At 67.2% G+C, this 17,369-nt stretch carries 22 protein-coding genes; 10 read left to right on the forward strand and 12 right to left on the reverse strand.

From position 1 onward, the window contains the following. Positions 1 to 9: 9 nt before the first annotated feature. The gene (locus tag WG901_RS11100; RefSeq protein WP_339587133.1) at positions 10 to 1,575 is read right to left on the reverse strand and encodes a helicase HerA-like domain-containing protein; all 1,566 of its coding nucleotides are present in this window, start codon (positions 1,573 to 1,575) and stop codon (positions 10 to 12) included. Between the two features lie 143 nt (positions 1,576 to 1,718). On the opposite strand from WG901_RS11100, the gene pabB reads away from it, so the two are divergent. The 4 genes from pabB to arfB all read left to right on the forward strand — a co-directional run bounded on the left by pabB (position 1,719) and on the right by arfB (position 5,880). Continuing rightward, positions 1,719 to 3,503 (forward strand): aminodeoxychorismate synthase component I, encoded by a 1,785-nt coding sequence (pabB, locus tag WG901_RS11105; RefSeq protein ID WP_339587134.1) that lies wholly within the window; start codon positions 1,719 to 1,721, stop codon positions 3,501 to 3,503. After that, positions 3,500 to 4,669 (forward strand): pyridoxal phosphate-dependent aminotransferase, encoded by a 1,170-nt coding sequence (locus tag WG901_RS11110; protein ID WP_339587135.1) that lies wholly within the window; start codon positions 3,500 to 3,502, stop codon positions 4,667 to 4,669. The genes pabB and WG901_RS11110 overlap by 4 nt, the downstream gene beginning before the upstream one ends. 145 nt (positions 4,670 to 4,814) lie before the next feature. Then, positions 4,815 to 5,468, forward strand: a complete 654-nt coding sequence (locus tag WG901_RS11115; protein ID WP_339587136.1) for an RluA family pseudouridine synthase — start codon at positions 4,815 to 4,817, stop codon at positions 5,466 to 5,468. Then, positions 5,461 to 5,880, forward strand: a complete 420-nt coding sequence (gene arfB, locus WG901_RS11120) for an alternative ribosome rescue aminoacyl-tRNA hydrolase ArfB (RefSeq protein WP_339587137.1) — start codon at positions 5,461 to 5,463, stop codon at positions 5,878 to 5,880. Before WG901_RS11115 ends, arfB begins: the two co-directional genes overlap by 8 nt. 2 nt (positions 5,881 to 5,882) lie before the next feature. Here the strand turns inward: arfB and WG901_RS11125 are convergent, their stop codons facing one another. The 5 genes from WG901_RS11125 to dksA form a co-directional block, all read right to left on the reverse strand. Continuing rightward, positions 5,883 to 6,077, reverse strand: coding sequence for a hypothetical protein (locus tag WG901_RS11125; RefSeq protein WP_339587138.1), 195 nt, complete (start codon positions 6,075 to 6,077; stop codon positions 5,883 to 5,885). A 37-nt stretch (positions 6,078 to 6,114) separates the two neighbouring features. Further along, positions 6,115 to 6,534: a DUF4112 domain-containing protein gene (locus WG901_RS11130; protein WP_339587704.1), complete on the reverse strand. Its 420-nt coding sequence runs from the start codon at positions 6,532 to 6,534 to the stop codon at positions 6,115 to 6,117. 53 nt (positions 6,535 to 6,587) lie between these two features. Further along, positions 6,588 to 8,069, reverse strand: a complete 1,482-nt coding sequence (locus WG901_RS11135) for an ABC transporter substrate-binding protein (protein ID WP_339587139.1) — start codon at positions 8,067 to 8,069, stop codon at positions 6,588 to 6,590. Between the two features lie 65 nt (positions 8,070 to 8,134). Then, positions 8,135 to 8,518, reverse strand: a complete 384-nt coding sequence (locus WG901_RS11140) for a PilZ domain-containing protein (protein WP_417602756.1) — start codon at positions 8,516 to 8,518, stop codon at positions 8,135 to 8,137. Between the two features lie 125 nt (positions 8,519 to 8,643). Beyond that, positions 8,644 to 9,102, reverse strand: coding sequence for an RNA polymerase-binding protein DksA (gene dksA / locus WG901_RS11145; protein ID WP_339587706.1), 459 nt, complete (start codon positions 9,100 to 9,102; stop codon positions 8,644 to 8,646). A gap of 295 nt (positions 9,103 to 9,397) precedes the next feature. On the opposite strand from dksA, the gene WG901_RS11150 reads away from it, so the two are divergent. Continuing rightward, the gene (locus WG901_RS11150; RefSeq protein ID WP_264444469.1) at positions 9,398 to 9,736 is read left to right on the forward strand and encodes an SEL1-like repeat protein; all 339 of its coding nucleotides are present in this window, start codon (positions 9,398 to 9,400) and stop codon (positions 9,734 to 9,736) included. Positions 9,737 to 9,808: 72 nt separating this feature from the next. On the opposite strand, the gene WG901_RS11155 is transcribed toward WG901_RS11150, so the two are convergent. The 5 genes from WG901_RS11155 to WG901_RS11175 are packed head-to-tail and all read right to left on the reverse strand — an operon-like array spanning position 9,809 to position 13,100. Continuing rightward, positions 9,809 to 10,972: a GNAT family N-acetyltransferase gene (locus WG901_RS11155; protein ID WP_339587140.1), complete on the reverse strand. Its 1,164-nt coding sequence runs from the start codon at positions 10,970 to 10,972 to the stop codon at positions 9,809 to 9,811. After that, positions 10,969 to 11,742, reverse strand: coding sequence for a glycerophosphodiester phosphodiesterase family protein (locus WG901_RS11160; protein WP_339587141.1), 774 nt, complete (start codon positions 11,740 to 11,742; stop codon positions 10,969 to 10,971). The genes WG901_RS11155 and WG901_RS11160 overlap by 4 nt, the downstream gene beginning before the upstream one ends. Beyond that, a complete protein-coding gene (locus tag WG901_RS11165) occupies positions 11,714 to 12,187 on the reverse strand; it encodes a RidA family protein (protein ID WP_339587142.1) in 474 nt (157 codons plus the stop codon). Before WG901_RS11165 ends, WG901_RS11160 begins: the two co-directional genes overlap by 29 nt. Next, positions 12,184 to 12,840, reverse strand: a complete 657-nt coding sequence (locus WG901_RS11170; RefSeq protein WP_339587143.1) for an HAD family hydrolase — start codon at positions 12,838 to 12,840, stop codon at positions 12,184 to 12,186. Before WG901_RS11170 ends, WG901_RS11165 begins: the two co-directional genes overlap by 4 nt. Next, a complete protein-coding gene (locus tag WG901_RS11175; RefSeq protein ID WP_339587144.1) occupies positions 12,837 to 13,100 on the reverse strand; it encodes a DUF3572 domain-containing protein in 264 nt (87 codons plus the stop codon). The genes WG901_RS11170 and WG901_RS11175 overlap by 4 nt, the downstream gene beginning before the upstream one ends. Positions 13,101 to 13,184: 84 nt before the next feature. Here WG901_RS11175 and WG901_RS11180 point away from each other — a divergent pair, with 84 nt between their 5' ends. The 3 genes from WG901_RS11180 to spt all read left to right on the forward strand — a co-directional run bounded on the left by WG901_RS11180 (position 13,185) and on the right by spt (position 15,151). Further along, positions 13,185 to 13,562 carry a response regulator gene (locus tag WG901_RS11180; RefSeq protein ID WP_264444461.1) on the forward strand — a complete coding sequence of 126 codons (378 nt, stop codon included), beginning with the start codon at positions 13,185 to 13,187 and terminating at the stop codon, positions 13,560 to 13,562. Positions 13,563 to 13,674: 112 nt separating this feature from the next. After that, positions 13,675 to 13,914 carry an acyl carrier protein gene (locus WG901_RS11185; protein ID WP_339587707.1) on the forward strand — a complete coding sequence of 80 codons (240 nt, stop codon included), beginning with the start codon at positions 13,675 to 13,677 and terminating at the stop codon, positions 13,912 to 13,914. Positions 13,915 to 13,921: 7 nt separating this feature from the next. Next, the gene (gene spt / locus WG901_RS11190; RefSeq protein ID WP_339587145.1) at positions 13,922 to 15,151 is read left to right on the forward strand and encodes a serine palmitoyltransferase; all 1,230 of its coding nucleotides are present in this window, start codon (positions 13,922 to 13,924) and stop codon (positions 15,149 to 15,151) included. 7 nt (positions 15,152 to 15,158) lie between these two features. On the opposite strand, the gene WG901_RS11195 is transcribed toward spt, so the two are convergent. Further along, positions 15,159 to 15,767 carry a LysE family translocator gene (locus tag WG901_RS11195; RefSeq protein ID WP_339587146.1) on the reverse strand — a complete coding sequence of 203 codons (609 nt, stop codon included), beginning with the start codon at positions 15,765 to 15,767 and terminating at the stop codon, positions 15,159 to 15,161. An 85-nt stretch (positions 15,768 to 15,852) separates the two neighbouring features. Between WG901_RS11195 and WG901_RS11200 the strand changes: the two genes are divergently transcribed. Both WG901_RS11200 and WG901_RS11205 read left to right on the forward strand, forming a co-directional pair. Next, positions 15,853 to 16,296 carry an Lrp/AsnC family transcriptional regulator gene (locus tag WG901_RS11200; protein WP_339587147.1) on the forward strand — a complete coding sequence of 148 codons (444 nt, stop codon included), beginning with the start codon at positions 15,853 to 15,855 and terminating at the stop codon, positions 16,294 to 16,296. A 219-nt stretch (positions 16,297 to 16,515) separates the two neighbouring features. Further along, complete coding sequence (locus WG901_RS11205; protein WP_339587148.1) at positions 16,516 to 17,331, forward strand: TerC family protein; 816 nt, start codon at positions 16,516 to 16,518, stop codon at positions 17,329 to 17,331. Positions 17,332 to 17,369 lie beyond the last annotated feature (38 nt).

Here is a 17,369-nt window from a genome sequence, read left to right on the forward strand (position 1 = left end):
GCCCTGCCGTCAGCGCAGCAGCCCGCCCAGCAACCCCCGCGCGAACCGCCCGAGCGCGCCGCTGCCGAGCACCGCGCCGACCGCGGCGGTCGCGGCCGAGGCCATCGGCGAAGCGCTCGACTTCTTGCCGCTCATCGAGCGCGCGACCATCGTCCCGGCCGAAGCCGCGGCGGCGCCGAGCGCAGCCTTGCCCGCTTTCTCCCACAGCGAGGGCGACTGGCGCGGTTGCGCACGCTGCGCGTCCTCGCCCTTCTCCTCGACGACCTGCGCTGCGGCGACGGCGTCCTGCGCCTTGCGTTCCAGCACTTCGGCGGCGCTGTCGCGATCGACCGCGGTGTCGTACTTGCCCTCGCAGGGGCTGATCGACTGGACGACCGCGCGCTCCTTATCGGTTACCGGCCCGAGCCGCGAACGCGGCGGCGCCACGAGGGTGCGCTGGACCACCGAGGGACTGCCGTCTTCCTGCAGCGTCGAGACCAGCGCCTCGCCGACCTTCAGTTCGGTGATCGCCTGGGCGACATTCAGATCGGGATTGATGCGGAAGGTCTCGGCCGCGGCCTTGATCGCGCGCTGGTCGCGCGGGGTGAAGGCGCGCAGCGCGTGCTGGACGCGGTTGCCGAGCTGGCCGGCGATCTTCTCGGGAATGTCGATCGGGTTTTGCGTGATGAAATAGACGCCCACGCCCTTCGAGCGGACCAGGCGCACGACCTGCTCGACCTTGTCCATCAGCGCGTCGGGAGTGTCCTCGAACAGCAGATGCGCCTCGTCGAAGAAGAACACGAGCTTGGGCTTGTCGGGATCGCCGACCTCGGGCAGCGCCTCGAACAGCTCGGACAGCAGCCACAGCAGGAAGGTGGCGTAGAGCTTGGGGCTCTGCATCAGCTTGTTGGCGGCGAGGATGTTGACGTAGCCGCGGCCTTGGTCGTCGGCGCGCAGGAAATCGGCGATCTCGAAGGCGGGTTCGCCGAAGAACGAGGCCGCGCCCTGGCTCTCGAACGAGAGCAGCTGGCGCTGGATCGTGCCGACCGAGGCCTTGGTGACGTTGCCGTACTTGGTCGCCAGCGCGCTCGCATTCTCGGCGGTCGCGGCGAGCACGGCCTGGAGATCCTCGAGGTCGAGCAGTAGCCAGCCGTTGTCGTCGGCATAGCGGAATGCGACGTTGAGCACGCCCTCCTGCGTCTCGTTGAGCCCCAGCAGCCGCGCCAGCAGCAGCGGCCCCATCTCGGAGATCGTCGTGCGGATCGGGTGGCCCTGCTCGCCGTAGAGATCCCAGTAGATCGCCGGATTGTCGCCGTAGGCGTAACCCTCGATGCCGATCTCCTTGGCGCGCGCCTCGAGGATCGCGGCGTTCTTGAACTGCGGGCTGCCGGCCATGGCCACGCCCGAGAGATCGCCCTTCACGTCGGCCAGGAACACGGGCACGCCCGCGGCGGAGAACTGCTCGGCAATGGTCTGCAGCGTCACGGTCTTGCCCGTGCCGGTGGCGCCGGCGATCAGGCCGTGGCGGTTCGCCCGCCCGAGATGGAGCACCTGCCGCTCGCCGTTCGCGCCCAGGCCGACGTAGATCTCGCTCATCCGCTGCTCCATCCGATTTGTGGTGTGGGTGATACCGGGCGGCGCGGGTGGCGGCGAGAGACTTTTTGCGATGCCGTCGCCCTCTTCCCAACACGTCATCCCCGCTTTCGCGGGGATGACGATGGGGCTAGAGGCGGCCCGGCATGGCGGAACCCTTCATCCTGCTCGACGATGCCCGCAGCACGGGCGCGAGCGACGCGCGGCTCTATCGCGCGCCGGTCGAGCGGGTCGTCGCGCGGCGGCCCGAAGAGGTCGCCCCGGCGCTCGCGCGGATCGCGGAACTCCACTCGGCAGGCCACGAACTCGCCGGCTATCTCGCCTACGAAGCCGGGCTCGCGCTCGAGCCGCGGCTGATGCCGCTCGCGGCCGAGCGTGCGGGCGCGGCGGGGCCGCTCGTCTGGTTCGGCGCCTTCGCGGGCTACGAGACGATTGCCGCCGCCGACATGCCGCAATGGCTGGCAGCCCATGCCGCCGGGCCGGGCACGATCGGTCCGGTCGAGCCACAGACGAGCTTCGGCAGCTACGAACGCGCTTTTGCGACCCTGCAGGCGGCGATCCAGGCCGGCGACATCTACCAGGCGAACCAGACCTTCCGGCTGGCCGCGTCCTGGTCGGGCGATCCGCTGGCGCTCTACGCGGCGATCCGACCGGCCGCCGCCGCGGGCTATGGCGGGCTGGTCTTCGACGGCGCGCACTGGCTGCTCAGCTTCTCACCCGAGCTGTTCTTCGCGCTCAAGGACGGCGCGGCGACGGTGAAGCCGATGAAGGGCACGCGCCCGCGCGGCCGCACGCCTGAGGAGGACCGCGCGCTGGCCGAAGAACTCGCCGCGTCGGTCAAGGACCGCGCGGAGAACCTGATGATCCTCGATCTGATGCGCAACGACCTGTCGCGTGTCGCCGAGCCGGGCTCAGTGCGCGTCGAGGCGGCTTTCGCAGTCGAGACCTATCCGACCGTGCACCAGATGGTCTCGACCGTCCGCGCGCGGCTACTGCCGGGCAAAGGCGCGGTCGACATGATCCGCGCGCTGTTCCCTTGCGGCTCGATCACCGGCGCGCCGAAAATCCGGGCGATGGAACTGATACATCAGGTCGAGCGTGATGCCCGCGGCGCATATTGCGGATCTATCGGCAGAATCGATGCCTCTGGCGATAGCGCGTTCAATGTGGCAATCCGCACTCTGCGTCTGACCCCCGGGGAGAACGGGGGCCGTGCGGTGCTAGGGGTGGGCTCGGCGATCGTCGCCGATTCCGATGCGCCGGGCGAATGGCGAGAGTGCCTGGTCAAAGGGGGTTTCGTGCGAGAATCTGCCGAGAGTTTCGATCTGATCGAGACCATGGCCTTCACGCCCGACGACGGCATACCGCTGCTCGAGCTCCATCTCGAACGGATGAAGGCCAGTGCCACCGAACTCGGTTTCGTCTTCGATCGCCACGCCGTGCGCAATGCGATCCAGGCGCTCTGCTTCGAGGCCGATCAGCCCTCGAAGCTCCGGCTGGTCGTGGCCAAGAGCGGTTCGTTCAGCCTCGAACTCGCCGACCTGCCGCCGCCTTTGCCCGATCCCGCGCCCTGCGCGGTGTTCCGGCTGCCCGTCGATCCCGGCGACTGGCGGCTGCGTCACAAGAACTCGGACCGCGGTTTCTACGAGATCGGCCTCACCGCCGCCCGCCGGGAAGGCGCCGAGGAGGCGCTGTTCCTGCGCAGCGACGGGCTCGTCACCGAGGGTTGCTTCACCACGATCTTCGTCGAGCGCGACGGCAAGCTGCTGACCCCGCCGCTCGGCCTGGGCCTGCTGCCGGGCGTGCTGCGCCGCAAGTTGATCGAGGACGGTCGCGCCGAGGAAGCCGAGCTGACCCTGGCGGACCTCGGCCCCGGCTTCCTGATCGGCAATGCCCTGCGCGGGCTGATGCCGGCCAGACTTTTGCCATGACCCAGACCTCTATCGCGCTGTCGCGCATCGCCCCTTCGCAGACCACGGCCATGACCGACCGCGCGATCGCGCTCAAGGCGCAGGGGCGCGACATCATCTCGCTGTCGGTCGGCGAGCCCGACTTCGCCACGCCCGCGCACGTGATCGCCGCGGCCAAGACTGCGATGGATGCCGGCGACACCAAGTACACCGCGGTCGGCGGCACCGCGCGGATGAAGGCGGCGGCGGCGCTGCATTTCGCGCGCGATCTCGGCATCGCGGTCCCGACGTCGCAGGTGACGATCAGCGCGGGCGGCAAGCAGGCGATCTTCCACGCGCTGCTGGCGACGCTCGATCCCGGCGACGAAGTGCTGATCTCGGCGCCGTGGTGGGTCTCCTATCCCGAGATCGTCCGCTTCGCCGGTGGCGAAGTGGTCAAGCTGCCGACCGATGCCGCGGGCGGCTTCCGCATCACGGCCGCGCAGCTCGAGGCGGCGATCACGCCGCACTCGCGCTGGCTGCTGCTCAACAGTCCGGGCAATCCCACGGGCGCGACCTATCCCGCTGAGGAACTGCAGGCGATCGGCGAAGTCCTGCGCCGTCACCCGCAGGTGCTGGTGATGAGCGACGATATCTATGCGCCGATCCGCTATGGCGACGGCGCCCACGCGACGCTCGCGGTCGAATGCCGCGACCTGGCCGACCGCGTGCTGACGGTATCGGGCGTGTCGAAGAGCCACGCGATGACCGGCTTCCGCATCGGCGTCGCCGCCGGTCCGGCCTGGCTGATCCAGGCGATGGAAAAGCTGCAGTCGCACTCGTCGGGCAACCCTGCTTCGGTGAGCCAGGCCGCGGCGGTCGCGGCTTTCGAGGGCCCGCAGGATTTCCTGCTCGACTGGCGCGAACGCTTCCGCGCGCGGCGCGACCTGGTGGTTGGCGCGGTCAACGCGATTCCGGGCCTGTCGGCCCCCGTGCCCGACGGCGCCTTCTACTGCATGGTCGACGCCGCGCCGCTGATGACGCGGTTCGGGGACGACGAGAAGCTCGCCTTCCACCTGCTAGATCACGGCGTCGCGATCGTCGCGGCCTCGGCCTTCGGCGGGGCGGATGGCTTCCGCATCAGCTTCGCGGCGGACGATGCCACCCTGGCTGAGGCGATGCGTCGCATCGCCAAGGCTGTGGCGTGACTGTCAGTTCACGCGAAGCCGCGAAGACGCAAAGAAGACCCGCTGGCGGCGCAGCCGCTCTCTCCTGCCTCAAGTTCAGAAAGACGATCGAAGCCTGCAGCGCAGCGCGACCTCTTCGCGCCTTCGCGGCTTCGCGTGAAACCCTATGAACATACCCATTCTCTTCGAAGACGGCGAATCCCTGGTCATCGACAAGCCCGCGGGCCTGCCGCTCGACCAGCCGCGCGCCGGCGGGCGCAGCCTCGAGGATTACCTCGACGACCTGCGCTTCGGCTTCCAACGCCAGCCGTTGCCCGTGCACCGGCTCGACCAGGACACCTCGGGCTGCCTGCTGCTCGCGCGCAATCCCAAGGCGCACAAGCGCTTCTCCGCGGCCTTCGAGGCGCGGCTGGTCGAGAAGCGCTATGTCGCGATCGTTGCCGGGCTGCTCGAGGCCGACGAGGGCACGATCGAGCTGTCGCTGTCGAAGATCTCCAGCGCCGAGAAGGGCTGGCGGATGATCCCGGCCAAGAAGGGCAAGCCCGCGATCACCCATTGGCGCAAGCTCATGGTCGCGGGCGGGCTGACCCTGGTCGAATTCCGCCCCGAGACCGGCCGCACCCACCAGATCCGCGTCCACGCCGCCTCCGGCCTCGGCGTGCCGCTGCTCGGCGATCCGGTCTACGGCACGGCGGGCGGTGCGGGTCGCACGATGCTCCACGGCGCCGGGCTGACCGTCCAGCGCGAGACCAAGCCGGCGATCGTCGCGGTGGCGCCGCTGCCGGCGGACTTCGTCGCACTCGGTTTCGCGGATGCCTGAGACCGTCGACACGGTCATCGCGCGCGCGCTCTCGCTGATCGAGGAGAGCTTCATCGCCGCGGCCGGACCCGGCGGGCAGAACGTCAACAAGGTCGCCACCGCGGTGCAGATCCGGCTCGACGTCTTCGCGGTGCGGCTGGCGCCGGCGGTGTTCCACCGCTTCCGCGAGCTGGCGGGCAGCAAGATGACCGCCAAGGGCGAGCTGATCATGACCGCGCGGCGCTTCCGCACACAGGAGGCCAACCGCACCGATGCGCGCGAGCGCCTGGCCGAACTGCTGCGCGATGCGCACAATCTGCCCGAGAAGCGCGCGAAATCGCGGCTCAACCGCGTCGGCAAGGTTCAGCGCCTGGCCGGCAAGAAAATCCGCGGCGCCGTCAAGGCCGGGCGCGGCAAGGTGAAGTTCGACTGATTCTAGGACGGTGGCGTAGGGGTAATGGGCGAAGCCGCAGTCGTTGGCTGAGCGATGGGATGCTGGCGCTTCTCGATCATCTCGGCCGCCTCGTCGAGCGCGCGCGCCTCGCCGACCGTGACCCCGCCGGGGCCGGGCGCATTGTCCGACTTGCCGCAGGCGGCGAGCGCCAGCAGGACGACCAGAGGAAGGGCCATTCGCATGGAGCCATCATAGCCCATGGCGCCGGTACCGCTAGCCTTCGATCACGCGCGAGCCAGGATGGTGTTTGTCGAGATGCTTGCGCACGATCTTGAGGTTGCGGCTGTTCGAACGAAACAGGAAGTCGCCGACCAAGCCGACGAAGGGGATCGCCCCGATCACCGTGTCGAGCCCGACATTGCCCAGCATGCGAGTCATCTGCCACTTCGACATGCCGAGATTGCGCGCTTCCCAGACGAGGTAAAGCCCCATCAGCGCACCCACCGCGTCGCCCGCGACAGGCACCAGACCGATGATCGCGTCGAGACCCACCGGCTGGTTGGTGCCCGGCAGGGTGAAGCTGCGCTCGAGCAGCTTCTCGACCGCCTCGACGCGCTGCCGCACCGAAGCGCCGTCACGGCCGAGAGGAAATTCGGGCGCCATGCGGCGCGCCTCTTGTGCCGAACCGGCCATCTCGCTCCTAATCCTGTTCATCGTCCGCAACCGCAAGGCGGCGGCCCTACCTCCTATTTGGGGCGCTGGGCCATGGGCATCAAGGGATGAACGTTCCAACGATTGGTGGCGAAGCCGTGAACGTCGCCGCGGACCAGTGACCAGCGGATCGGCGGACCGAACGGAATGAATACGTTGGCCTTGGTCAATTCGGCCTCGGCATCGGCCAAAAGCTCGGCACGAACCGCGGGATCGATCGCACGTTGGGCCTGCTCGAGCGTGCGGTCGGCGCTTTCGCTGCAGAGCCCCCGCTGGCCGGCACAGCTCAGCTGGTTCATGTACCAGCCGACACGCGGATAGCGCGCCACCGCTTCGAACAGTCGCAGGTCGGCGTCGTCGTCGGCACCAACCCGCAGCGCTTGAACGCCGATCGCCTCGAGATCGGCCTGGAGGCGCTCGAACAGGAACTTCCCACCCAGGCCGCCCGGCAGTGCTAGCCGCAGCGACAGCGGCGCATTGCCATGTCCGCGGCGCCAGCCTGCAACGCGCGCGGCGGCCTGTGCGCGGCGTTCGTCGATATTGAGCCCGGCCCAGCGTTCGCCGATCGAGCCGGGATCGTCGGCCACGCCGGTGCCGACGATTCGGGTCGTCGGGGTCCAGCCGCCGAGGCCGAACGGTGCGATCAGTGCCTCGCGGTCGATCGCCAGGGCTACCGCCTCGCGGTTCTCCGGAGCAGCCAGGAAGCCCTGGCCGTCGGCTACGGCGAGGCCGAACAGGCCCATGACGGGGTCGAGCTGGATCGTCCCGCGGATCAGCCCGACCGACCGCGCGAGCGGGAAGTCCTCGATCCGGCCGCCGAGCAGGACGTCGGCCTCGCCGCTGTTGAACAGGTCCACCGCCTGCTCGGCCGGCAGCGCGCGGAGGCGCAGCGGACGCACGTGGCCGGCCCAGCCTTCCACCGCGGGCAGTCCGCGCGCCTCGGGGGCGATCGGGGTCAGCATGGCGACGTCGCCCTGGCGCGCCAATCGCATCGGCCCGGTGCCGCGTCCATTCGGGGCGATGCCGAGTTCCGGCTGGGCGAGGAGCTGCAGCAGGTTCGGCATCGGTGCGGCGAGCCGGATCTCGATGACGCGCCCGGTCATGACGCGGATTTCGCCGATTTCTGCGAGGTCGAGCGCGAGCGGGGTTCCGCGCAGGCTCGCCATGGTCTCGCGCAGGGCGGTGCGCAGCGTCTGCGCGGTCAGTGGGCTGCCATCTGCCCAGGTGCCGTCGCGCAGCCGGAAGATGTAGCTGAGGCCGTCATCGGTCACGATCCAGCGATCGGCCAGCGCGGGTACGACCTGACCCTGTTCGTCGAAGGCGACGATTCCCTCGCTCGTCGCGCCGCGGATCAGCCGCGCCGCGGGTGGCAGGCGCACGCCCCTTTCGAACGGCGTGGCGGGACTGCCGATCGCGACGACGCTCAGCGCGGCATCCTGGCCGGAACCGCAGGCGGCCAGCAGCAGCAAGGCGGAGAGCCAAAGATTTCGGGTGGCGATCTGGAAAGCCTTGCGCACGGCGCGAGGACTACCGGATTTTGCCGAGAATCGGAAATGCGGATCGCGCTTGCGGTCCGCCGCGATCAGATCTTGCGCAGCGCGCGGGCTTCGCGTGGCGCCGGGCGATGGAGCGGCGAGACGGCGCTGTCAGAGCCGACCGAAGCGCGCGCGACCTTGGGATCGATCTCGTCGCGGAAGGCCACGCCGAATCGGTCGTCCTGCACCCAGGCGACCGAACCTGCGACCCAACCGACGTTGCGAAGCTTGATTTCGATTTCGTCGCCGCGCGAGACGCGCACCGCACCTTCGCCCATCAAGCCGCCAGCCGAAAGATTGCGCACTTTGATTCGGTGCTCGTCGTTCGAACCCGGCAGGCGCAAGTCGGCCATCACGAACAGGCTGTCGCGCGCGATTTGCCTATTTTCGCTTCCGTCCATCATCTCGCCTAGCCGATTGCCCAGCGCCATCCTGCGACTCTCATGTGCAGCCAAGTCTCTATCATACCGGCTGTGACCTCGCCGACTGATAAATGGAACTGCCCAACAAAGCCTTAATCGGAGCCTTGGTAGATCCGTATCGGAAACGAAGGCCGTCAGTCGTCGCGGGAGATCTTTTCGCGGCGTTCGTGTGCCTGCTGAGCCTCGACCGTCATCGTCGCGACGGGTCGCGCGATGAGTCGACCGATGCCGATCGGCTCGCCGGTGACTTCGCAGTAGCCGTATTCGCCTTCCTCGATGCGGCGCAGCGCCGAATCGATCTTGGCGATCAGCTTGCGCTGGCGATCGCGCGTACGCAGCTCGATACCCCAATCGGTCTCGCTCGATGCGCGATCGTTGAGGTCGGGCTCGCGGATCGGGCCTTCCTGGAGCTGCTGTAGCGTGTCCGCCGCAGAGTTCAGGATCGACTTCTTCCATTCACCGAGCAGGCGGCGGAAATAATCCTGCTGCGCCTCGGACATGTAGGGTTCGTCTTCACTGGGGGCGTAATCCCCCCCAATCGCACGTTTGGCCTTAGCAAGAACGTCGATTTCATCAGCAAGGGCAGTCGCCATCAGAGTCTCCGCACCACTCCTCCCCAGGGCCGCTTGCGTTATGCTGTCCCGGCTTTTGCCGGTGACGTAGAGCGAGCCACGGTTGTCGCGCCTATAGTTGCCCCCCCGGAACCGCACAAGCGGCAATGGCGGTTGTCCTACGCGAAATTTCGATGCGCTTTCAGGGTTAGACCTATGTCGAAGTGCGATCCCGCGATTTTGCGTGCGGCGTTAACGCTTTGTTGACCATAAATCTGGCAATTCTCCTGCCATGGACGGGCGAAGGAGGGCCCGGTTTTTATGAAGGGGCATCCCGATGAGCAAAGCATGGTTACATGAAGTCGATCTCTCCACCGTCAGCGAGTGCCACGATACGGCCGGCGACATGATGGTGGCCCGTTGCCTCGCCAATGCGGCGCACGGCGACATCAACGCCTATTTCGAACTCGGCGTTGCCTTCTCGACCGGCGGACACGGCATTGCCGTCGATCTCGTCGAAGCCCACAAGTGGTTCAACCTGGCCGCGGTCGTCGGTCACGAAGAAGCCCAGATGTGCCGCGCCGACATCTCCGAAGAGATGACTGCGCGTGAAATCGCAGAAGCCCAGCGCCGAGCGCGCCAGTGGCTGGCTGCTACAAGCCGGAAAGCGGCCTGAAGACCATAGCGGCGTAGGCGGATACGCCGACTATCACAGCAGGACAGCGCTGAGCGTCCTGCCAGTCCCGGATCAGGGCCGGGACATGTCATCCTTACGAAACGGCGTTCGACCGCCGAGATAAAGCTGATCGCTCTCAATCCCTTCGCGTTCGCGCAAAAGGAAATCGGCCACGGCCTCGCGAAAGCCCGCGTGGACGATGTAATGCGCCGAAATCGTGCGCACCGGTTCGTAGCCACGCGCCAGCTTGTGGCCGCCTTGCGCGCCTGCCTCCACCCGTTCGAGCCCGAGCGCGATCGCCGCGTCGATCGCCTGGTAATAGCAGAGCTCGAAATGGAGGAACGGCTTGTCGATCACGGCGCCCCAGTACCGTCCGTAAAGTGCGTCGCCGCCGATGAAGTTGAGCGCGCCCGCCACCGGCGTGTCCTCGATGAAAGCCAGCACCAGCAGGATCTTGTCCGCCATCCGCTCGCCGAGCAGGGTGAAGGCTTCGCGCGTCAGATAGGGCTGACCCCATTTGCGCGCGCCGGTGTCCTGATAGAAATGCCAGAAGGCGTCCCAATGTTCGGCACGGATGGCGTCGCCGCGCAATGCGCGGATCGTCACGCCCTCCTGCGCCGCCGCCCGCTCCTTGCGCAGGTCCTTGCGCTTGCGCGACGACAGCGCCCCCAGGAAATCGTCGAAGCTGGCATAGCCGCGGTTGGTCCAGTGGAACTGGATGTCGTCGCGCAGCAGCCAACCGGCCCTCTCGAACAGCGGCGCCTGTTCGGGCGCGATGAAGGTCGCATGGGCCGAGGACAGACCTTGTGCCGCGCAGAACCGCTCGGCCGCATGTAGCAGCGGCGTGGCCAGCGCGGATTCGCGCGTCAGCACGCGCGGGCCGGTCGCCGGGGTGAACGGTACGGCGATCTGCAGCTTGGGGTAATAGGACCCGCCAGCGCGGTGCCAGGCATCGGCCCAGCTGTGATCGAACACGTATTCGCCCTGGCTGTGCGCCTTGACATAGGCCGGGAGAGCCCCGGCGAGGCGGCCGTCCGGGCCGTCGATCACCAGTGGTCTCGGCAGCCAGCCGGTGCCCTGGCCGACGCTTCCCGAATCCTCCATCGCGGTCAGGAAGGCGTGGCTGACGAAGGGGTTGGCGCCACCGGGATCTTCGGCGGTCAGCGCGTCCCATTCGGCGGCCTCGGTCTCGCCGACCGCCGACAGGACCCGGACGGTGAGATCGGCCTCGCTCACGCGATGCCGGCTCCCTCGGCGATCGGCGCGTCGGCATGCTCGGCGGCGCGCGCGCGCAGTTCGGCGCTCCGCACGGTCCAGCTCGCGACGGGCAGACCCCGCTTGCGCTGGCTCTCGGCGAAAGCGCTGGGCAGGTCGCGGATATCGTAGGCGAGGAAATGCGGCTTGGCCCGCCACAGCGCGAGATGCCGCTTGAAGGCGCCAATCGCGTCCTTGGCATTTTCTTCGGTGACGACGAGACCGCGCAAGGTCAGCGGTGCCTGCCGCGCGAACCAATGGACCACGCGCGGGTCGAAGCTCATCACCGCGTGGGCGCCGCGATAGCCTTCGAGCACGCGGCGCACCGCCAGGCAGACCGGCGCGATGCGCATGTCGCGTCGCGACTTGATCTCGATCAGCAGCGGCACCCGCCCGGCGACCTGATCGATCAGGTTGCGCAAGGTCGGAATGGTGTCGCCGCTGCCGCTCAGCGCGATGGAACCGAGATTGGCCGCCGTCCGCTTGGCGACAGGGCCGCTCGCACCGGTGAGGCGCTCGAGCTCCCAATCGTGAAAGACCATGGCCTGGCCGTCACCCGAGCGCTGGATGTCGCACTCGATGCCGAAACGGCGGTCAATCGCCGCAGCGAAGGCGCTCGGCGAATTCTCGGGCCTATCGGCGCCGTGCAGTCCGCGATGCGCGAAGACGTGCGCGCCGATCCACGCCACACGGGCGGGGTCGGGCGCCGGCGCCAGCCAGCGATCAATCGGCGCGAACGGCGACAATCGCATCGACCTCGACGGCAGCGCCCAGCGGCAGCACCGGCACTCCGACGGCGCTGCGCGCGTGCTTGCCGGCCTCGCCGAACAGCGCGGCCATTAGTTCCGAGGCGCCGTTCGCCACTTTCGGCTGCTCAGTGAAATCGCCGGTCGAGCTCACGAAGGCGCCCAGCTTGACGATACGCTCGATGCGGTCGAGCGAGCCGAGTGCGGCGCGGAGCTGCGCCAGGATCATGAGGCCGCAAGCGCGTGCGGCTTCGTAGCCCTGCTCGGCGCTGACGTTCTCGCCCAGCCGGCCCTTGACCAGCGCGCCGTCGACGAAGGGCAATTGGCCCGACACATGCGCGAGCCCGCCCGCCACGACCACCGGGACATAGGCTGCCACCGGCGCAGCGGGTGCGGGCAGCACCAGGCCCAGTTCGGCAAGCTTGGCATCGATTGCGGCGTCGGTGGTCATGCAGTCTCCCCAGGAGCGTTTTGCCGGGTCTTTTCGGTGTGGAGGCTGTCGAGCAGCCAGGGCAATGCGCTGGCCCAATCGTCGATCCGGGCGTGGGCGTGGCCCGCGCTGTGCGCGCAGGCGATGTGCGGCGCTAGGAGCGGCTCGCCGCAGAGGTGGAGGCGGTGTAGCTCGGGCACCAGGCTCGCCGCCGAATCGTGGTGCTGCGCGAGATCGTCGATGAACACCGCGCGGCTCGGCCGATATTCGTCGAGAATCGCCTTGAGCGCCGGCCCTTTGGGTCCCTGATTGGTGAAGACGCGCAGGTCGAGGCCGTGGTCGCGGAGCTGGCGGGTCCGCGTCGGCTGACGATGATCGAGCAGGTTTGTCAGCACCACCACATCGGCATGTTCGGCCAAGGCCTTCATGGCGTCCACCGCGCCGGCGATCGGAAACTGCCGGTGCATCTCGTCGTCGAAGAACATGTTGAGGTAGCGCCAGACGCCGTCGGGGGCGATCTGGTCGCCGGTGCCGACATGCGTCATCGACTGGGCGAAATCGCCGCGGCCGAGGTCGAAGGCGATGCCGTGCTGCTCTGCCAGCCAGTCGCGATAGGGCACGATCATGTGCAGCAGCACTTCGTCGCAATCGGTGATGATCAAGGGACGGCTCACGAGACCAGCCTTTCGCGCGCGGTCGCAAGCGTTTGCGGGGGCACGTCGAGCGCTTCGGCCGCCGCCACGAGGTCGCGCTCGTGGGCGCAGAGGAAGTCGAGCACGGCGCCCATGAGCGCGGGATCGCCGAGTCTTTCGCGCAGGCTTTCGGGGGTCAATCCGGTCAGGGCGAGCAAGCGCTCGGCACGGTCCTGATCGCTCAGGACCCAGCCCAAAGCGGAAAGTGCCAGCGTTTGGGCGTCAACGCCCAATTTTGGCACGGGGGATGAAGGATTTACCGGAATTGTCAGCCTCGCTTGCAGCGCCTAGAGGGGCAGCACGCAACATGGTGCGCGGGCGGGCGAATGGCAAAGCGAATCCTCGTTGTCGAGGACAACGATCTCAATCGAAAGCTGTTCTGCGATGTCCTGAAGAGTCAGGGCTACGCCGTCGAACCCGTGTCCGATGGACTCGACGCGCTCGACAAGGCGAAAAACTTCGTTCCCAACCTGATCATCATGGACATCCAGCTGCCGAACGTCTCGGGACTCGACCTGATCGAGGCCGCCAAGGCCGATCCGCTGCTGCGCATGATTCCCGTTCTGGCCGTCACGGCCTATGCCGGCAAGGGCGATGAGGAGCGCATCCGCGAGGCGGGCGCCGATTCCTATCTGGCCAAGCCGGTGTCGATCGGTCCGTTCATGGTGGCGGTGAAGGGCCTCGTAGAGCGGCCCGCGCTCTAGCTCTGGCGACCTGCACGGTTTCCCTTAGACTTGACACCGTGTCCAAGCGCCGCTTTTGCGCCGCATTTCTTGGCCAGAGCGCCAGACCTGTTTCGGGAGCATCTTCTTGACCATCGACCGCGCCGCCACTGCCGATCGTATCGGAGCGCTGATCGCGCCCTTCAACAAGAAGGGCATCGCGATCACCGACGCCTCGACCTTCTCGGGCGACCTCGAGTTCGACAGCCTGACCGTGATGGATTTCGTCGCGGCGATCGAGGACGAGTTCGACATCATCATCAGCATGAACCAGCAGGCCGAGATCGAGACCTACGGCCAGCTCGTCGATGCCGTGGTCAAGCTGCAGGGCTGATCGGGACATGAGCGATACCGCGCACGACACGGCGCCCAGGGGCGATCTTTTCGACAAGTTCCAGCCGATCATCGACCTGCGCGCCGGGCTGCTGGCCTCGGGCGTCGAGGATCCGTTTAGCCTGGTCATGGAGAAGGTGCTCTCGCCGACCACGGCGATCTGCAACGGTCGCGAGACGATCCTGCTCGGCACCTACAACTACATGGGCATGACCTTCGACCCCGACGTGATCGCCGCGGGCAAGCAGGCGCTCGACGATTTCGGCGCGGGCACGACGGGCAGCCGGGTGCTCAACGGCACCTATGCGGGACACAAGGCGGTCGAGCAGGCGCTCTGCGACTTCTACGCCATGGACCACGCCATGGTGTTCTCGACCGGTTACCAGGCGAACCTGGGTGTCATCTCGACGATCGCCGGCAAGGGCGACTACATCGTCCTCGACATCGACAGCCACGCCTCGATCTGGGACGGCTGCAAGATGGGCGACGCGGAAGTCGTGCCGTTCAAGCACAACGACATCGAGGCGATGGAAAAGCGCCTCAAGCGCATTCCCGAGGGCGCCGGCAAGCTCGTCATCCTCGAGGGCGTCTATTCGATGATGGGCGACATCGCCCCGCTCAAGGAGATGATCGCGGTCGCCAAGGCGAACGGCGCGATGGTCCTGGTCGACGAGGCGCATTCGATGGGTTTCATCGGTCCCAACGGCCGCGGCGTCGCCGAGGACCAGGGCGTGCTCGACCAGGTGGACTTCGTCATCGGCACCTTCAGCAAGAGCGTCGGCACGGTCGGCGGCTTCTGCGTGTCGAACCATCCCAAGTTCGAGATCCTGCGGCTGGTCTGCCGGCCTTACGTGTTCACCGCCAGCCTGCCGCCCAGCGTCGTCGCCACGGCCGCGACCTCGATCCGCAAGCTCATGCATGCCGGCGACAAGCGCGCGCACCTCTGGGAAAATTCGCGCACCCTGCACAAGGGCCTCAAGGACCGTGGCTTCCAGCTCGGCACCGACAACCCGCAGAGCGCGATCATCTCGGTCATCATGCCCGATCTCGAGCGCGGCGCAGGCATGTGGGAAGCGCTGCTCAAGGAAGGCCTCTACGTCAACCTGGCGCGGCCGCCGGCGACCCCGGCCAACATGACCCTGCTGCGCTGCTCGCTCTGCTCCGAACATTCGGCCGAGCAGGTTCAGACGATCATCGGCATGTTCGAACGCGCGGGCCGGACGGTCGGGATCATCTGATCCCGGCTCACGCCTCCATCGTCAGCGTCGGATAGAGCGATGCGACGAGCAGCAGCGCCATCACCACGTTGAACGCGCGCAGGGTCTGCGGGCGGTCGAGCAGACGGCGCAGCTGCACGCCTAGCGCGGTCCATATACTGACCACGGGCAGGTTGATCATGCCGAAGACAACGGCGACCTGGACGAGCCCGAGCGCCTGGTTGTCGGCGGGCACGTAGACCGCGGTCGCGGTCAGCGCCATGGCCCAGGCCTTGGGATTGACCCACTGGAACGCCGCGGCCTGAACGAAGGTCATCGGCTTGCCGCCGGCGCGCAGTTCGACATTCGGCGGCGGCGCCGTGGCGATCTTCCAGGCGAGGTAGAGCATGTAGACCGTGCTCGCGACCTTGAGCGTCAGCCCGGCGTAGTAGCTCGAATGGATAGCAAGGCCGACGCCGCTTCCGACCACGACGATCATCGCTACGAACCCCAGGGCCACACCCAGCATGTGAGCGCTGCTGCGCGCGAAGCCGAAATTGGTCCCCGATGCCATCAGCATCAGGTTGTTGGGCCCGGGCGTGGCCGAAGAGACCAAAGCGAAGACCGCGAGCGCTATGAGGGTGCCGGTGTCGAGCATGATAGCGCAATGATAGCGCGTGACGCGCGGCGATTGGGTGCATATCCTCGATCAGGTTGCGGTTTATTTGCAAGGATCGCCGGAAATGGATCGGATCGACCGTGGAATATTGCACGAGCTCTCGCGAGAGGGCCGGCTGAGCAATGCCGAACTCGCCGATCGCGTCGGGCTTTCGCCTTCGGCCTGTTCGCGCCGCGTGTCCGAGCTCGAGCGCATCGGCGTGATCCGCGGCTACCGCGCCGTGCTCGATCCGATCGCCATGGGCGGGGGCTTCATCGCCTATGTCGCGGTCGGCCTATCGCGGCATACGATCAACGAACAGCGCGCCTTCGAACGCGCCATGCTGGAAGCGCCGGCGGTGCGCGAATGCCACAACGTCACGGGCTCGATCGAATTCCTGCTACGCGTCGAAGTGCCCGACCTTGCCGCCTACAAGCACTTCCACACCGAAGTGCTCGGCGCCCTGCCGCAGGTGGCGACGATCACCAGCTACATCGTCATGGAATCGGCGAAGGACGAGCGCGCCTGATCCGGGAACCGAGACTGGCTTGATGGATTACTCGACTGCTCATAGTATCGAGCTGCGGCCCGGGCCCCTCTGGCGATCGTTCAGCGACGATCGTGATGTCGGACCGCATCGAGTCACTCTCGGTGCAGGCGGCCCAATCCTTGGCCTCATTCACCGCGCGTGACCCGATCGACACCAGCCCCGCTGAGGCCATGGCCTCGCTGATGTAAAGGGACCAACGTGGACGGACTTGTCACGCTATTTTCCGATCCGGCCGTCTGGGCCGCGCTCCTGACTCTGGTGATCATGGAGATCGTGCTCGGCATCGACAACCTCATCTTCATCTCGATCCTCTCGAACAAGCTGCCGCCCGAGCAGCGGCAGAAGGCGCGGCGCACGGGCATCGCGCTGGCGCTGATCATGCGTCTGGGCCTGCTCACGACGATCGCCTGGCTGGTCGGCCTGACCGCACCGGTGATCGACCTCGGGCTTCAGGGCATGCCCGGCCCACACGGCGAACCGACGTTCGAGACGCAGTTCTCCTGGCGTGATCTGATCCTGATTGCCGGCGGCCTGTTCCTCGTGTGGAAGGCGACCAAGGAGATCCACCACAACGTCGATCCGCGCCCGGCGGAGAGCGTGTTCGGCGGTGGCGAGACGAAGAGCGGCGTCGCCGGCAAGGCGGCGCTGAGCTTCGGGTCGGCGATCGTCCAGATCCTGCTGCTCGATCTCGTCTTCTCGATCGATTCGATCCTCACGGCCGTGGGCATGACCGATCACCTGCCGATCATGGTGATCGCGGTGATCTCGGCCGTCGTGGTCATGCTCGTCGCCGCCGATCCGCTGGCCGAGTTCATCAACCAGAACCCGACCGTGGTCATGCTGGCGCTGGGCTTCCTGCTGATGATCGGCGTCGTGCTGATCGCCGATGGTTTCGGCGTGCACGTACCCAAGGGCTACATCTACGTCGCCATGGCCTTCTCGGCCGGTGTCGAAGCGCTCAACATCTGGGCGCGCAAGCGGCGCGAGCGGGCGGAAGCGGAAACGGCTCCGTGATAGCCGGCCTCCCGCGTTCCCCAGCTCGGGGACGCGGG

Origin of the sequence: Novosphingobium anseongense (genome assembly GCF_037482895.1) — a bacterium.
Taxonomy (GTDB): domain Bacteria; phylum Pseudomonadota; class Alphaproteobacteria; order Sphingomonadales; family Sphingomonadaceae; genus Novosphingobium; species Novosphingobium anseongense.

What these genes read in the sequence shown, in the direction of transcription:
- arfB (WP_339587137.1), top strand. Translation starts at nt 5,461, where the DNA reads ATGCCTGAGACCGTCGACACGGTCATCGCGCGCGCGCTCTCGCTGATC.
- WG901_RS11125 (WP_339587138.1), bottom strand. Translation starts at nt 6,077, where the DNA reads ATGGCCCTTCCTCTGGTCGTCCTGCTGGCGCTCGCCGCCTGCGGCAAG.
- WG901_RS11160 (WP_339587141.1), bottom strand. Translation starts at nt 11,742, where the DNA reads ATGCGATTGTCGCCGTTCGCGCCGATTGATCGCTGGCTGGCGCCGGCG.
- WG901_RS11200 (WP_339587147.1), top strand. Translation starts at nt 15,853, where the DNA reads ATGGATCGGATCGACCGTGGAATATTGCACGAGCTCTCGCGAGAGGGC.
- WG901_RS11165 (WP_339587142.1), bottom strand. Translation starts at nt 12,187, where the DNA reads ATGACCACCGACGCCGCAATCGATGCCAAGCTTGCCGAACTGGGCCTG.
- dksA (WP_339587706.1), bottom strand. Translation starts at nt 9,102, where the DNA reads ATGGCGACTGCCCTTGCTGATGAAATCGACGTTCTTGCTAAGGCCAAA.
- WG901_RS11100 (WP_339587133.1), bottom strand. Translation starts at nt 1,575, where the DNA reads ATGAGCGAGATCTACGTCGGCCTGGGCGCGAACGGCGAGCGGCAGGTG.
- WG901_RS11195 (WP_339587146.1), bottom strand. Translation starts at nt 15,767, where the DNA reads ATGCTCGACACCGGCACCCTCATAGCGCTCGCGGTCTTCGCTTTGGTC.
- WG901_RS11140 (WP_417602756.1), bottom strand. Translation starts at nt 8,518, where the DNA reads ATGGCGCTGGGCAATCGGCTAGGCGAGATGATGGACGGAAGCGAAAAT.
- WG901_RS11130 (WP_339587704.1), bottom strand. Translation starts at nt 6,534, where the DNA reads ATGGCCGGTTCGGCACAAGAGGCGCGCCGCATGGCGCCCGAATTTCCT.
- WG901_RS11180 (WP_264444461.1), top strand. Translation starts at nt 13,185, where the DNA reads ATGGCAAAGCGAATCCTCGTTGTCGAGGACAACGATCTCAATCGAAAG.
- spt (WP_339587145.1), top strand. Translation starts at nt 13,922, where the DNA reads ATGAGCGATACCGCGCACGACACGGCGCCCAGGGGCGATCTTTTCGAC.
- WG901_RS11115 (WP_339587136.1), top strand. Translation starts at nt 4,815, where the DNA reads ATGAACATACCCATTCTCTTCGAAGACGGCGAATCCCTGGTCATCGAC.
- pabB (WP_339587134.1), top strand. Translation starts at nt 1,719, where the DNA reads ATGGCGGAACCCTTCATCCTGCTCGACGATGCCCGCAGCACGGGCGCG.
- WG901_RS11150 (WP_264444469.1), top strand. Translation starts at nt 9,398, where the DNA reads ATGAGCAAAGCATGGTTACATGAAGTCGATCTCTCCACCGTCAGCGAG.
- WG901_RS11110 (WP_339587135.1), top strand. Translation starts at nt 3,500, where the DNA reads ATGACCCAGACCTCTATCGCGCTGTCGCGCATCGCCCCTTCGCAGACC.